The organism is Streptomyces sp. CB02414 (assembly GCF_001905385.1).
Classification (GTDB): Bacteria; Actinomycetota; Actinomycetes; order Streptomycetales; family Streptomycetaceae; genus Streptomyces.
In genome coordinates this window covers 38,116-52,700 of the sequence record NZ_LIPF01000011.1, presented here as the reverse complement: position 1 = coordinate 52,700, position 14,585 = coordinate 38,116, and the positions used below count along the sequence as shown (strand labels likewise).

Genomic DNA, 14,585 nt, shown 5'->3' with positions numbered 1-14,585 from the left:
ACCACCGCGCCCGCCGGCCGTGCCGTCAGGCGCGGTCGACCTCGGCCCGCAGCGCGTTGTACTCGGCGAAGGCGGATTCGACGTCGGCGCGGGTCAGGCCGTACCGGGACAGCTCGTACCGGTGCGGGCGGGTGCCCTTGGGGCGGGCGGCGACCGCGGCGAGCCGGGCGGCCTCGGCGTCGGTCCAGCGGGCGCCGACGGCGGCGTAGAGCTTGGGCGCGCCGGCGGCCGGATCGGTCCCCAGCCAGGAGTACGGGACGTCCACGAGTGAGTGGCGGGGGATGGCGGCGCGGGCCGCGAGACCACGCGTCGCGGAGCGGCTCAGCAGCTCCAGCCAGGTGGCGCCGATGCCGCGCGGGTCGACGGGGCGGGTGCTGACGGCCATGCCGTGCTCGACCAGGCTGCAGAAGGACGCCACGACGGTGACCGGGTCGCGGTGCGTCCACACGATGGTGGCGTCCGGGAAGACGGTGTGCAGCGCGTCGAGGTTCTCCAGGTGCATGGGGGACTTGAGGATCCAGCGGCGGCGGCGCGGACGACCGTACTGGAGCACCTGGTAGACCTGCTTGAGGTGGCGGTAGTCGGCGACGAAGTCCCGCTCGTAGTGCCAGGCCTGGTACTCGGGTATCCGTGCCGAGGAGAGCGGCATCAGCGCGTGCGGCAGGGCGAAGGTGCACTCCTCGGGGCCTTCGGCGGTCATCGGGTGGATGTCGCGGAAGCGCGGCGTGAGCATGTTGATGCCGGCGGTCATCCGACGCGCGGGCGCGGTCGCCCTGCGCCGCCCGCCGGGCGGTACCTCCAGGCCGGGGTTGAGCAGCTCCCACAGCAGGGGGCAGCGGTGCTCGTCCGACAGGGACAGCACGCCGTGCGTGAGCGTCGTCGCGGTGCGCGGCAGGCCCACCACGAAGACCGGCCTCTCGACGGGCTCCCGCTCGATCCCGGGATGCTCGGCGATCAGCCGCCGTATCCGGGCCCGGTTGGTGAGGTGTCTGCCGACGTGGGACTGCGCGGACTGCCAGCCGACCGGGGTGAGGTTCTCGGCCCCGGCCCACCAGCGCAGCAGCGAACGGAAGTCGTCGGCGAACCGCTCGTCCCCCGCCGCCCCTCCCGCCCGCGCCAGGAGCCGGTCGAAGGTCCGGTCGGGCGTGCGACGGGAGCCGAACGCGGGGCGCAGCGCCAGGTCGGCGAGCCTGAGGGCGAGCGGAGTCGAAGGCACGGGATTCCTTTCGCGGCCGGGCAACTCTACTGCCGCGCAGCCTAGTTGGCGGCGCGCTCGGCGTCCCTACTCCGCCACCGGCAGCTCGGCCCCGTCCCGCAGGAACAGCGGAATCCGGTCCAGCGGCGCGTCCACCGTCACGCTCGCCCCGCCCTCGTACGTCTCACCCGTCCACGCGTCCGTCCAGCGCGCGCCCGCCGGAAGATACGCCGTGCGCACCGTGGCGCCGGCCGTCAGCACCGGCGCGACCAGCAGGTCCCGGCCGAGGAGGTAGGCGTCGTCGACGTCCCAGGCGGCCTGGTCCCCGGGGAACTCCAGGAACAGCGGCCGCATCACCGGCAGCCCCTCCTCGTGCGCCTCGCGCATCACGTCGAGCACGTACGGCTTCAGCCGCTCGCGCAGCCGCAGGTACTTCTCCAGGACCGGGTACGCCTCCTCGCCGTAGGACCACACCTCGTTCGGGCCGCCGGTCATGTCCGGGCCCAGCGGCATGCCCGGGTCGCGGAAGCCGTGCAGGCGCATCAGCGGGGACAGCGCGCCGAACTGGAACCAGCGGACCAGCACTTCCCGGTACGCCGGGTCGTCCGGGTCGCCGCCGTGGAAGCCGCCGATGTCCGTGTTCCACCAGGGGATGCCGGAGAGCGCGGTGTTGAGGCCGGCCGCGATCTGGCGGCGCAGGGTGGCGAAGTCGGTGCCGATGTCGCCGGACCACAGCGCGGCGCCGTGGCGCTGGCTGCCCGCCCAGGCCGAGCGGTTGAGGGTGATCACCTCGTCCACGCCGGAGGCGCGCAGGCCCTCGTCGAAGGCGCGGGAGTTCTCGGCCGGGTACAGGTTGCCGACCTCCAGACCCGGGCCCGCCCAGTAACGCAGGTTCTCCGGGAAGCCGGGCTTGAGCTCGGGCTCGCAGGCGTCCAGCCAGAAGGCGGTGATGCCGTAGGGGTCGAGGTAGTTCTCCCTGACCCGCGACCACACGAAATCACGGGCCTCGGGGTTGGTGGCGTCGTAGAAGGCGACCTGGACCGTCGAGGCCACCTCCTTGTCCGGCCAGTCGGCGTGCGCCATCGGGCCGTACTGGGTGCCGATGAAGTACCCGCGCTGCTCCATGACCGGGTGGTTCTCGGAGAGCGGCGACACCGACGGCCAGACGCTCACCACCAGCTTGATGCCCAGCTCGTCCAGCTCACGGACCATGGCCGCCGGGTCCGGCCACTCGGCCGGGTCGAACTTCCACTCGCCCAGGTGCGTCCAGTGGAAGAAGTCGCAGACGATCGCGTCGATCGGCAGCCCGCGCCGCTTGTACTCCCGTGCCACCGCGAGGAGTTCGTCCTGTGTGCGGTAGCGCAGCTTGCACTGCCAGAAGCCCGCCGCCCACGCCGGCAGCATCGGCGTACGGCCGGTCACCGCGCTGTAGCGGCGCTGGGTGTCGGCCGGGGTGCCGGCGGTGATCCAGTAGTCGATCTGCCGGGCGGAGTCGGCGACCCACCGCGTGCCGTTGCCGGCCAGCTCCACACGGCCGATCGCCGGGTTGTTCCACAGCAGGGTGTAGCCGCGGCTGGAGGTGAGGACGGGTATGGACACCTCGGCGTTGCGCTGGACCAGGTCGACGACCAGGCCCTTCTGGTCGAGGCGGCCGTGCTGGTGCTGGCCGAGGCCGTACAGCTTCTCGTCGTCGTGGGCGGCGAACCGCTGCTCCAGCCGGTGGTACCCGTTGCCGACGGCCGTGTAGAGGCGCGGGCCGGGCCACCAGAAGTGGGCGCGCTCCTCGGCCAGCAGCTCACCGCCGTCGGCGGTCCGCACGAAGCGGACCAGTCCCTCGGCGTCGACCTCCACGGTCAGCGCGCCGACGGTGAGCGAGCCGGACCCGTCCTCGATCTTGACGGTGCTCCCGGTCGCCGGGGCGTCCGGCAGCAGGGCGCCCGGGAGGTCCGCCAGCACGGGGCCGCCGAGCCGGGCCCGGACCCGGATCGCGTCCGGCCCCCACGGTTCGATCCGCACGGTTTCCTGACGGCCGCTCCACTCCAGCGCCCCGTCCCGCTCGCGGAGCGTGCCGACGGTGGGGGAGGACTGGGCGAGGCCGACCTTGGGCGGCGTCTGGGCAGGCTGGGTCACGAGGCACGCTCCTTGGGGAGTTCCTGCGGGTGAGAAGAGGCCACCTGCGGGTGGGAAGGGACCCTGCGTGAGAAGGAGGAAGACGCTACGACCGGACGGGCGCCGGCCCCGAGCTGGCCCGCACCGTCAGCTCCGGCGCGAGCAGCACGACCTCGTCGCTGCCGTGCCCGTCGAGCTTGGCGATCAGCTGCTCCACGGCGTGCCGGCCCATCTCCTGCGCGGGCAGGGCGACGGAGGTGAGCCGTACCGAGGCCTGGGTGGCGACCTGCTCGGGGCAGACCGCGACCACCGACACGTCCTCCGGCACCGCGCGGCCCTGCTGGCGCAGCAGGGCGAGCAGCGGCTCGACCGCCGACTCGTTCTGCACGACGAACCCGGTCGTCTCCGGCCGCTCGTCGAAGACGCGGGCCAGGGTGGCGGCCATCGCGTCGTACCCGCCCTCGCAGGGCCGGTGCAGCAGCCGCAGCTCCAGCTCGCGTGCCCGGGAGCGCAGCCCGTCGAGCGTGCGCTCGGCGAAGCCGGTGTGCCGTTCGTAGACGGCGGGGGCCTCGCCGATGACGGCGATGTCGCGGTGCCCCAGCTTCGCCAGGTGCTCCACGCACAGCGCGCCGGTCGCCCGGAAGTCGAGGTCGACGCAGGTCAGCCCGGTGGTGTCGGCCGGGAGCCCGATCAGCACGGACGGCTGGTCGGTGCCCCGTAGCAGGGGCAGCCGCTCGTCGTCGAGTTCGACGTCCATCAGGATCATCGCCTCGGCGAGCCCGCTGCCGGTGACGCGGCGCACCGCGTCGGGGCCCTCCTCACCGGTGAGCAGCAGGATGTCGTATCCGTGGGTGCGCGCGGTGGTCGCGACCGCGATGGCGATCTCCATCATCACCGGCACGTACATGTCCGTGCGCAGGGGGATCATCAGCGCGATGATGTTCGACCTGCTGCTGGCCAGGGCGCGGGCGCCGGCGTTCGGGTGGTAGCCGAGCTTCCGGATGCTCTCCTCGACCCGCTGACGGGTGGTGGTGGAGATGGACCGCTTGCCGCTGAGGACATAGCTCACCGTGCTCGCCGAGACTCCGGCGTGCTGGGCGACCTCGGCGAGGGTGACCATCCAGCTCTCCAAGTTTGTGAAGCGCTTCGACAGCGCGCGGGGCGGACAACGGCGGGTGAGGGTGGATCGACAGTAACCCTCCTGGGGAGTGGTGTCCATAGGATGTCGAAGCGCTTCGACAGTCTTTTCTTCCACTGCCCCTTCCCCGGGCGTGTCGGCCGAACGGCCGCACGAAGGGTGGTGGGCCCGTCCGGGATCGGGTACATACGATCGGGTAGCACCGACTAGTAACGTACGTCCGCAAGTTCGCGCACCACGAACCGTGCCGATCTTCGAGGGCGTACGGTCCCCCGATGCCGATTCGCGGCGAGGTGAGCCTCATGTCCGCACCAACCACCCCCTCCTCCCGACCCACCGTCACCGAACGCGAGGCCCGCCAGGTCGCGGAGGCGGCCCGCGAACAGGACTGGCGCAAGCCGAGCTTCGCCAAGGAGCTCTTCCTCGGCCGCTTCCGTCTCGACCTCATCCACCCCCACCCGCTCCCCGCCGACGAGGACGTCCAGCGCGGCGAGGAGTTCCTCGCCAAGCTGCGCGACTTCTGCGAGACGAAGATCGACGGGGCCGTGATCGAGCGCGACGCCCGCATCCCGGACGACGTGATCACCGGGCTGAAGGAGCTGGGCGCCCTCGGCATGAAGATCGACACCAAGTACGGCGGTCTCGGTCTGACCCAGGTCTACTACAACAAGGCCCTCGCCCTGGTCGGATCCGCGAACCCGGCGATCGGCGCGCTGCTCTCCGCGCACCAGTCGATCGGGGTTCCGCAGCCGCTGAAGATGTTCGGCACGCAGGACCAGAAGGACACGTTCCTGCCGCGCTGCGCCCGGACCGACATCTCCGCCTTCCTGCTCACCGAGCCGGACGTCGGCTCCGACCCGGCGCGGCTGGCGACCACCGCCGTGCGGGACGGCGACGACTACGTACTCGACGGCGTGAAACTCTGGACCACCAACGGCGTGGTCGCCGACCTGCTCGTCGTCATGGCCCGCGTCCCGAAGTCCGAGGACGGGACGGGCGGCAAGGGCGGCATCACCGCCTTCGTCGTGGAAGCCGCCTCCGAAGGCATCACGGTCGAGAACCGCAACGCGTTCATGGGCCTGCGCGGCCTGGAGAACGGCGTCACCCGCTTCCACCGGGTCCGGGTGCCCGCCGCCAACCGCATCGGCCCGGAGGGCGCCGGCCTCAAGATCGCCCTCACCACCCTCAACACCGGCCGCCTCTCCCTGCCCGCCATGTGCGTCGGCGCCGGCAAGTGGTGCCTGAAGATCGCCCGCGAGTGGTCGGCGGTGCGCGAGCAGTGGGGCAGGCCGGTCGCCCTGCACGAGGCGGTCGGCTCGAAGATCTCCTTCATCGCGGCGACGACCTTCGCCCTCGAAGCCGTCCTCGACCTGTCCTCCCAGATGGCCGACGAGGACCGTAACGACATCCGCATCGAGGCCGCCCTCGCCAAGCTCTACGGCTCCGAGATGGCCTGCCTGATGGCCGACGAACTGGTCCAGATCCGCGGCGGCCGGGGCTTCGAGACCGCGGCCTCCCTCGAAGCCCGCGGCGAGCGCGCGGTCCCCGCCGAGCAGCTCCTGCGCGACCTGCGCATCAACCGCATCTTCGAGGGCTCCACCGAGATCATGCACCTGCTGATCGCGCGCGAGGCCGTCGACGCCCACCTCTCGGTCGCCGGAGACCTGATCGACCCCGACAAGACCCTGACCGACAAGGCGAGGGCGGGCGCGCAGGCCGGCGTCTTCTACGCCAAGTGGCTGCCCAAGCTCGTCGCCGGACCGGGACAGCTCCCGCGCTCCTACGCCGACTTCCACCCGTCCGGCCACCGTGACCTCTCCGGACATCTGCGCTACGTCGAACGCACCGCCCGCAAGCTCGCCCGCTCCACCTTCTACGCCATGTCCCGCTGGCAGGGCCGGATGGAGACCAAGCAGGGCTTCCTGGGCCGCGTCGTCGACATCGGCGCGGAACTCTTCGCGATGAGCGCCGCCTGCGTCCGCGCCGAGCACCTGCGCGCCGAGGGCGACCACGGCCGCGAGGCCTACCAGCTCGCCGACGCCTTCTGCCACCAGTCCCGCATCCGCGTCGAGGAACTCTTCGGCCGCCTGTGGACCAACACCGACGACCTCGACCGCAAGGTCGTCAAGGGAGTGCTGGGCGGCGCCTACGAGTGGCTGGAACAGGGAGTCGTCGACCCGTCGGGCGACGGCCCGTGGATCGCGGACGCCGCGCCCGGCCCGAGCACCAGGGAGAACGTCCGCCGGCCCATCGGCTGAGCCCGCCCGTTCCTCCGGAACTTTCCCGCCCGGGGCGGGCGGCTCCGGGTCCGCCACGTCTGACCGCGTCCCCTCCCGGCCGCCCCGCTCCGGCGCGCTGCTCGCGGGGCCGGTCAGCGTCGCCGGGCCCCGGGACGCGCTCCCGATCGGCGGACGGCGGTCCGGTCTCCGGTCCGCCGGCCCGGGGCGGCTGGTCTGGTCTCCCGTCGGCCCCGGCGAGCGACGTTCTGGTCGTCGGGCCCGGCCTCCGTCCCGCCCCGTGTGCGGGGCGGGACGCGCCCGTCCGCCGTCCCCGGCTCGCCACGCCCCGCCGCGCGGGCGCCCCCGCGCCCCGGCTCGATCGTCCCGTCCGGACCCGGCCACGGGCCTCGCCCCAACCCAGCCTCGCCCCGCCCCAACCCGGCCCCGACACCCCCGCCGACGCCGCCGGACACGGTCCGAACCCCGCCCCCGGGACCCCACGACACCCGACCGAGGGACGCGCTGTCCTCCCGGAGGGCCGTTGCGGCCACAATGGGGGAATGAGCGACAGTCCAGCCCCACTCGCCGACCCCCACCTCGTGTACGACCCGGTGGCGGGCGACGGCCCGAAGGACGTGGTGATCCTCGGGTCCACCGGGTCGATCGGGACCCAGGCCATCGACCTCGTGCTGCGCAACCCGGACCGCTTCCGGGTCACCGCCCTGTCCGCCAACGGCGGCCGGGTCGCCCTCCTCGCCGAGCAGGCGTACCGGCTGAAGGCGCGGACCGTCGCCGTCGCCCGCGAGGACGTCGTACCGGCGCTGCGGGAAGCCCTCAGGGCGCAGTACGGCAGTGGGGAGCCGCTCCCCGAGATCCTCGCGGGACCGGACGCGGCCACCCAGGTCGCCGCCTCCGACTGCCACACCGTCCTCAACGGCATCACCGGCTCCATCGGACTCGCCCCGACCCTCGCCGCCCTGGAAGCGGGCCGCACCCTCGCGCTCGCCAACAAGGAATCGCTCATCGTCGGCGGCCCGCTGGTCAAGGCCCTCGCCAAGCCGGGACAGATCATCCCGGTCGACTCCGAGCACGCCGCCCTCTTCCAGGCGCTCGCCGCCGGCACCCGCGCCGACGTCCGCAAGCTGGTCGTCACCGCCTCCGGCGGGCCCTTCCGGGGGCGTACGAGGGAACAGCTCGCGAGCGTCACCGTAGAGGACGCCCTCGCCCACCCCACCTGGGCCATGGGCCCGGTGATCACGATCAACTCCGCCACCCTCGTCAACAAGGGCCTGGAGGTGATCGAGGCCCACCTCCTCTACGACATTCCCTTCGACCGCATTGAGGTGGTCGTGCACCCGCAGTCGTATGTCCACTCGATGGTCGAGTACACGGACGGATCGACGATGGCCCACGCCACGCCCCCCGACATGGGCGGGCCCATCGCCGTCGGCCTCGGCTGGCCCGAACGCGTCCCCGACGCCGCCCCCGCCTTCGACTGGAGCAAGGCCTCGACCTGGGAGTTCTTCCCGCTCGACAACGAGGCCTTCCCCTCCGTCGACCTGGCCCGGCACGTCGGGCAGCTCGCGGGCACGGCCCCGGCGGTGTTCAATGCCGCCAACGAGGAGTGCGTCGGGGCGTTCCGCGACGGCGCGCTGCCGTTCCTCGGGATCATGGAGACCGTCACGCGGGTGGTCGAGGAACACGGCACCCCCCGTGCGGGAACCTCGCTCACCGTCCCGGACGTCCTCGAAGCGGAGACCTGGGCACGCACCCGGGCCCGGCAACTGGCGGCACAGACGGCGGAGGCCCGTGCATGACGACCCTGATGTTCATCCTCGGCATAGTCGTCTTCGCGGTCGGCCTGCTGTTCTCCATCGCCTGGCACGAGCTGGGGCACCTGTCCACCGCCAAGATGTTCGGCATCCGCGTGCCGCAGTACATGGTCGGCTTCGGGCCGACGATCTTCTCGCGGAAGAAGGGCGAGACCGAGTACGGCGTCAAGGCCATCCCGTTCGGCGGCTACATCCGCATGATCGGCATGTTCCCGCCCGGCGCCGACGGCCGCATGGAGGCCCGCTCCACCTCGCCCTGGCGCGGCATGATCGAGGACGCCCGCTCGGCCGCCTTCGAGGAACTGCAGCCGGGCGACGAGAAGCGTCTGTTCTACACGCGCAAGCCGTGGAAGCGCGTCATCGTCATGTTCGCCGGGCCGTTCATGAACCTCATCCTCGCGGTGGTGCTCTTCCTCACCGTCCTGATGGGCTTCGGCATCTCCCAGCAGACCACCACCGTCAGCTCGGTCTCCCAGTGCGTCATCTCGCAGAGCGAGAACCGGGACGACTGCACCAAGTCCGACCCGGCCTCCCCGGCCGCCGCGGCCGGGCTGCGCGCGGGCGACAAGATCGTCGCCTTCGACGGCGTACGGACCGACGAATGGGACCGGCTGTCCAACCTGATCCGCTCCCACCCCGGCGAGACGGTGCCGGTCGTCGTCGAACGCGACGGTCAGCAGGTCACCCTCGAGGCGACCATCGCCACCAACCAGGTCGCGAAGAAGGACTCCAACGGCCGGATCGTCGAAGGCGAGTACGTCACGGCCGGCTTCTTCGGCTTCAGCTCGGCCACCGGCGTGGTGAAACAGGACTTCGGCCAGTCCGTGACCTGGATGGGCGACCGGATCGGCGACGCCGTCGACTCCCTCGCCGCCCTGCCCTCCAAGATCCCCGCCCTGTGGGACGCGGCCTTCGGCGACGGCCCCCGCGAGGCCGACTCCCCGATGGGCGTCGTCGGCGCCGCCCGCGTCGGCGGCGAGATCGCCACCCTCGACATCCCGCCCACCCAGCAGCTCGCGATGTTCGTCATGCTGGTGGCCGGCTTCAACCTCTCCCTGTTCCTCTTCAACATGCTCCCGCTGCTGCCGCTCGACGGCGGCCACATCGCGGGCGCCCTGTGGGAGTCGCTGCGCCGCAACGCGGCGAAGGTGCTGCGCCGCCCGGACCCGGGACCGTTCGACGTGGCGAAGCTGATGCCGGTGGCCTACGTGGTGGCGGGCATCTTCGTCTGCTTCACGTTGCTCGTCCTGGTAGCAGATGTCGTCAATCCGGTACGGATCAGCTGATATCCGTGCGAACCGGACCATTCACATGGTCCGACGAGAAGCCCGATCCGGAGAGCATGTCCCTCCGGACCGGGCTTCACGCCGGTCGTACGGCAGATGGACGCCATTGGGTGCATCTCCCGTACGCCGTGTGCCGGACGTTCATGTCCGTGCCGTAATCTCGAATGCCGGAGCCCGCCGCTGACGGGACCGGACCTTGATCCACGACTTGGGGTTGCACAGCAGATGACTGCGATTTCTCTCGGCATGCCGGACGTTCCGACCAGGCTCGCGGAGCGCCGCAAGAGCCGGCAGATCCAGGTCGGGACCGTGGCGGTGGGCGGCGACGCCCCCGTGTCCGTGCAGTCCATGACCACCACCCGCACGTCCGACATCGGCGCGACCCTCCAGCAGATCGCCGAGCTGACGGCGTCCGGCTGCCAGATCGTGCGCGTGGCCTGCCCCACCCAGGACGACGCCGACGCCCTCCCGGTGATCGCGAAGAAGTCGCAGATCCCGGTGATCGCCGACATCCACTTCCAGCCGAAGTACGTCTTCGCCGCGATCGAGGCGGGCTGCGCGGCGGTCCGCGTGAACCCGGGCAACATCAAGCAGTTCGACGACAAGGTCAAGGAGATCGCCAAGGCGGCCAAGGACCACGGCACGCCGATCCGCATCGGTGTGAACGCCGGCTCCCTCGACCGCCGCCTGCTCCAGAAGTACGGCAAGGCGACCCCCGAGGCCCTCGCCGAGTCCGCCCTCTGGGAAGCCTCGCTCTTCGAGGAGCACGACTTCCGCGACATCAAGATCTCCGTCAAGCACAACGACCCGGTCGTCATGGTCGAGGCCTACCGCCAGCTCGCCGCCCAGTGCGACTACCCCCTCCACCTCGGCGTCACCGAGGCCGGCCCCGCCTTCCAGGGCACCATCAAGTCGGCCGTCGCCTTCGGCGCGCTGCTCTCCCAGGGCATCGGCGACACCATCCGCGTCTCCCTCTCCGCCCCGCCGGTCGAGGAGATCAAGGTCGGCATCCAGATCCTGGAGTCGCTGAACCTGCGCCAGCGCGGCCTGGAGATCGTCTCCTGCCCGTCCTGCGGCCGCGCCCAGGTCGACGTCTACAAGCTCGCCGAAGAGGTCACCGCGGGCCTCACCGGCATGGACGTCCCCCTGCGCGTCGCCGTCATGGGCTGCGTGGTCAACGGCCCCGGCGAGGCCCGCGAGGCCGACCTCGGCGTCGCCTCCGGCAACGGCAAGGGCCAGATCTTCGTCAAGGGCGAGGTCATCAAGACCGTCCCCGAGTCCAAGATCGTGGAGACGCTCATCGAGGAGGCCATGAAGATCGCCGAGCAGATGGAGGCCGACGGCGTGACCTCCGGCGAGCCCTCGGTCTCCGTCGCGGGCTGAGCCACCGCCGCTCCCGCCGCGTCGCCCCAGGGGGCGGCGCGGCATATTCATGGCAGGTACAGTGCGGAGACCAGCAGATCTCAGGGTGAGGCCCCCGCACGTGTTGACGCAGACCACCTCCCGCGTGCTCGAACCGAGCGACCTGGACGCCGCACTCGCCGTCCTCGACCGCGAGCCGGTCGCCAACGCCTTCGTGACCGCCCGCGTGCAGATCGCCGGCCTCGACCCGTGGCGCCTCGGCGGCGAGATGTGGGGCTGGTACGAGCACGGCATGCTGACGTCCCTGTGCTACGCGGGCGCCAACCTCGTCCCCATCTGCGCCACCCCGCGCGCCGTGCGCGCCTTCGCCGACCGCGCCCGCCGGGCCGGCCGCCGCTGCTCCTCCATCGTCGGCCCCGCCGACACCACCGCCCAGCTCTGGCGACTCCTCGAACCGGGCTGGGGCCCCGCCCGCGAGGTCCGCACCCGCCAGCCCCTCATGGTCACCGACCGCCTCCCCACCGACATCGCCCCCGACCCCTACGTCCGCCGCGTCCGCAAGGACGAGATGGAGCGGATCATGCCGGCCTGCGTGGCGATGTTCACCGAGGAGGTCGGCATCTCCCCGCTGGCCGGCGACGGCGGCCTGCTCTACCAGGCCCGGGTCGCCGAACTCGTCGGCTCCGGCCGCTCCTTCGCCCGCTTCGACGCCGACGGCAAGGTCGTCTTCAAGGCCGAGATCGGCGCCGCCACCGACCGCGCCTGCCAGATCCAGGGCGTGTGGGTGGCCCCCGAGTACCGGGGCACGGGCCTCGCGGCCCCCGGCATGGCGGCGGTCCTGCGCTACGCCCTCGCGGACGTCGCCCCGGTCGTCAGCCTCTACGTCAACGACTTCAACACGGCGGCCCGGCGCACCTACCAGAGGGTCGGCTTCCAGGAGGTCGGCGCCTTCATGAGCGTGCTCTTCTGACCCGCGCGGACGGCAACCCGCACCCCCTGCCCCGACCAGCGAAGCGCTAGGCTCCCGCACATGGACGTCGTGATCGGCCCACTGGACCTCTCCGCCCACGTCGACGAGGCCCTGGCCGTCCAGGCCGTCGCGTTCGGCCTCGGCCCCGACGAGGTCGCCGTCCGCCGCCAGATCGTCCTGCGCCACCTGACCTACCCCGGTGCCCGGGCCCTCGGCGCCACCACCGGAGGCGCCCTGGTCGGCTTCGTCTACGGCATGCCCAACGACCGCTCCCACTGGTGGTCCACCGTCGTCGAGCCCTACCTCCGCGCCCAGGGCAACGACAGCTGGCTCGACGACTCCTTCGTCATCACCGAACTCCACGTCCACCCGGCTCACCAGAACCGCGGCCTGGGCCGCACCCTGATCACCACGATCACCGACGGCGCCGCCCAGCCCCGCTCGATCCTCTCCGCGATCGACCGGGACAGCCCCGCCCGCGGCCTCTACCACTCCCTCGGCTACGAGGACCTCGCCCGCCAGGTCCTCTTCCCCAGCGCCCCCAAGCCGTACGCGGTGATGGGCGCCCCGCTGCCGCTCCGCAGGCACTAGCCGGGGCATAACCGATTTCCACCGCACCGGACCCCCCGGCTAACCTCCTAGCACCACCCTTACGCAGCAGGAGACACGAGAACCATGGCCAACGCACCGGTCCAGCGCATGTCGAAGTTGATGGCGAAGACGCTGCGCGACGACCCGGCGGACGCCGAGGTCCTCAGCCACAAGCTGCTGGTCCGCGCCGGCTACGTGCGCCGCACCGCCGCCGGCCTGTGGAGCTGGCTGCCGCTCGGCAAGAAGGTCCTCGGCAACATCGAGCGCATCGTCCGCGAGGAGATGGACGCCATCGGCGCCCAGGAGGTCCAGCTCCCCGCCCTGCTGCCGCGCGAGCCGTACGAGGCCACCGGCCGCTGGGACGAGTACGGCCCCGAACTCTTCCGCCTCCAGGACCGCAAGGGCGGCGACTACCTCCTCGGCCCCACCCACGAGGAGATCTTCACTCTCCTGGTCAAGGACCAGGCATCGTCCTACAAGGACCTGCCGGTCATCCTCTACCAGATCCAGAACAAGTACCGCGACGAGGCCCGCCCCCGGGCCGGCATCCTGCGTGGCCGCGAGTTCCTGATGAAGGACTCCTACTCCTTCGACGTCGCCGACGAGGGCCTCGCCGAGTCCTACGCCCTGCACCGCGCCGCCTACCAGCGCATCTTCGAGCGCCTGGGCCTCGACTACCGCATCTGCGCGGCGACGGCCGGCGCGATGGGCGGCTCCAAGTCCGAGGAGTTCCTGGCCCCCGCCGAGGCCGGCGAGGACACCTTCGCGGACTGCCCGAACTGCGACTTCGCCGCCAACACGGAGGCGATCACCTACGCGCTCAGCCCCGTCGACGCCACCGATGTCCCCGCTGCCGAGGACATCCCCACCCCCGACACCCCCACCATCGAGACCCTGGCCGCCTCCCTCGGCGTCCCGGCCTCCGCCACCCTCAAGAACCTCCTCGTCAAGGTGGACGGCGAGATCGTCGCGGTGGGCGTCCCCGGCGACCGCGAGGTCGACATGGACAAGGTCGAGGCCCACTTCGCCCCGGCCGCCGTCGAACTGGTCACCGCCGAGGACTTCGTCGGCCGCCCCGACCTAGTCCGCGGCTACGTCGGCCCGCAGGGCCTGGGCGACAAGGTCAAGTACATCGCCGACCCCCGCGTCGCGCCCGGCACCGCGTGGATCACCGGCGCCAACAAGGAGCACACGCACGCCAAGAACGTGGTGGCGGGCCGCGACTTCGAGGTCGACGCGTACGTCGACGTCGTGGTCGTCCGCGAGGGCGGCCCCTGCCCGAAGTGCGGCACCGGCCTCAAGCTGGACCGCGCCATCGAGATCGGCCACATCTTCCAGCTGGGCCGCAAGTACACCGACGCCCTCAAGCTCGACGTCCTCGGCCAGAACGGCAAGCCGGCCCGAGTCACCATGGGCTCCTACGGCATCGGCGTCTCCCGCGCGGTGGCCGCCCTCGCCGAGCAGCACGCCGACGAGAAGGGCCTCGTCTGGTCCAAGGAGGTCGCCCCGGCCGACGTCCACGTCGTCGCCGCCGGCAAGGCCCTGCAGACCGAGCTGGCCCTGGAGGTCTCCGACAAGCTGGCCGCGGCCGGCGTCCGCGTCCTGGTGGACGACCGCGCGGGCGTCTCCCCGGGCGTCAAGTTCACCGACGCCGAACTCATCGGCGTCCCGCAGATCCTGGTCGCCGGCCGCCGTTCCGCGGAAGGTGTGGTCGAACTGAAGGACCGCCGCACGGGCGAGCGCGAGGAAGTGACGGTCGAGGAGGCCATCACCCGCCTCACCGTCTGACGACGCGGGGTGGGCCCTGGGCCCGGATGTCAGGGCTCACCCGGCGTGCCGCCCTGGGGGTACCTCCCAGGCCGTTCAGGCACTGGGGGAGGCAC

General features: G+C 71.8%; 10 protein-coding genes. 7 read left to right on the top strand and 3 right to left on the bottom strand.

Going from position 1 to position 14,585, the window contains the following annotated elements:
- Positions 1–25: 25 nt before the first annotated feature.
- The 3 genes from AMK11_RS31450 to AMK11_RS31440 all read right to left on the bottom strand — a co-directional run bounded on the left by AMK11_RS31450 (position 26) and on the right by AMK11_RS31440 (position 4,424).
- Positions 26–1,216, bottom strand: a complete 1,191-nt coding sequence (locus AMK11_RS31450; RefSeq protein ID WP_073731527.1) for a sulfotransferase family protein — start codon at positions 1,214–1,216, stop codon at positions 26–28.
- A gap of 66 nt (positions 1,217–1,282) precedes the next feature.
- Complete coding sequence (locus AMK11_RS31445; RefSeq protein WP_073731526.1) at positions 1,283–3,325, bottom strand: glycoside hydrolase family 31 protein; 2,043 nt, start codon at positions 3,323–3,325, stop codon at positions 1,283–1,285.
- A gap of 85 nt (positions 3,326–3,410) precedes the next feature.
- On the bottom strand, positions 3,411–4,424 hold the full coding sequence (locus AMK11_RS31440) for a LacI family DNA-binding transcriptional regulator (protein ID WP_073731525.1): 1,014 nt from the start codon (positions 4,422–4,424) through the stop codon (positions 3,411–3,413).
- A 320-nt stretch (positions 4,425–4,744) separates the two neighbouring features.
- Between AMK11_RS31440 and AMK11_RS31435 the strand changes: the two genes are divergently transcribed.
- From AMK11_RS31435 to AMK11_RS31405, 7 genes are all read left to right on the top strand, one after another.
- Complete coding sequence (locus AMK11_RS31435; protein ID WP_073731524.1) at positions 4,745–6,700, top strand: acyl-CoA dehydrogenase family protein; 1,956 nt, start codon at positions 4,745–4,747, stop codon at positions 6,698–6,700.
- A gap of 521 nt (positions 6,701–7,221) precedes the next feature.
- The gene (gene dxr, locus AMK11_RS31430) at positions 7,222–8,478 is read left to right on the top strand and encodes a 1-deoxy-D-xylulose-5-phosphate reductoisomerase (RefSeq protein WP_073731523.1); all 1,257 of its coding nucleotides are present in this window, start codon (positions 7,222–7,224) and stop codon (positions 8,476–8,478) included.
- 8 nt (positions 8,479–8,486) lie between these two features.
- On the top strand, positions 8,487–9,779 hold the full coding sequence (locus AMK11_RS31425; protein ID WP_079187832.1) for a M50 family metallopeptidase: 1,293 nt from the start codon (positions 8,487–8,489) through the stop codon (positions 9,777–9,779).
- 225 nt (positions 9,780–10,004) lie between these two features.
- A complete protein-coding gene (gene ispG / locus AMK11_RS31420; protein ID WP_073731521.1) occupies positions 10,005–11,162 on the top strand; it encodes a flavodoxin-dependent (E)-4-hydroxy-3-methylbut-2-enyl-diphosphate synthase in 1,158 nt (385 codons plus the stop codon).
- A 100-nt stretch (positions 11,163–11,262) separates the two neighbouring features.
- On the top strand, positions 11,263–12,111 hold the full coding sequence (locus AMK11_RS31415; RefSeq protein WP_073731520.1) for a GNAT family N-acetyltransferase: 849 nt from the start codon (positions 11,263–11,265) through the stop codon (positions 12,109–12,111).
- A gap of 60 nt (positions 12,112–12,171) precedes the next feature.
- On the top strand, positions 12,172–12,702 hold the full coding sequence (locus AMK11_RS31410) for a GNAT family N-acetyltransferase (RefSeq protein WP_073731519.1): 531 nt from the start codon (positions 12,172–12,174) through the stop codon (positions 12,700–12,702).
- 84 nt (positions 12,703–12,786) lie between these two features.
- Entirely contained in the window at positions 12,787–14,490 is a 1,704-nt protein-coding gene (locus tag AMK11_RS31405; protein WP_073731518.1) for a proline--tRNA ligase, read from the top strand.
- Positions 14,491–14,585: the final 95 nt, after the last annotated feature.

Coding starts and splice junctions, on each gene's coding strand:
- dxr (WP_073731523.1), top strand. CDS start 7,222: ATGAGCGACAGTCCAGCCCCACTCGCCGACCCCCACCTCGTGTACGAC.
- ispG (WP_073731521.1), top strand. CDS start 10,005: ATGACTGCGATTTCTCTCGGCATGCCGGACGTTCCGACCAGGCTCGCG.
- AMK11_RS31410 (WP_073731519.1), top strand. CDS start 12,172: ATGGACGTCGTGATCGGCCCACTGGACCTCTCCGCCCACGTCGACGAG.
- AMK11_RS31435 (WP_073731524.1), top strand. CDS start 4,745: ATGTCCGCACCAACCACCCCCTCCTCCCGACCCACCGTCACCGAACGC.
- AMK11_RS31440 (WP_073731525.1), bottom strand. CDS start 4,424: ATGGTCACCCTCGCCGAGGTCGCCCAGCACGCCGGAGTCTCGGCGAGC.
- AMK11_RS31405 (WP_073731518.1), top strand. CDS start 12,787: ATGGCCAACGCACCGGTCCAGCGCATGTCGAAGTTGATGGCGAAGACG.
- AMK11_RS31425 (WP_079187832.1), top strand. CDS start 8,487: ATGTTCATCCTCGGCATAGTCGTCTTCGCGGTCGGCCTGCTGTTCTCC.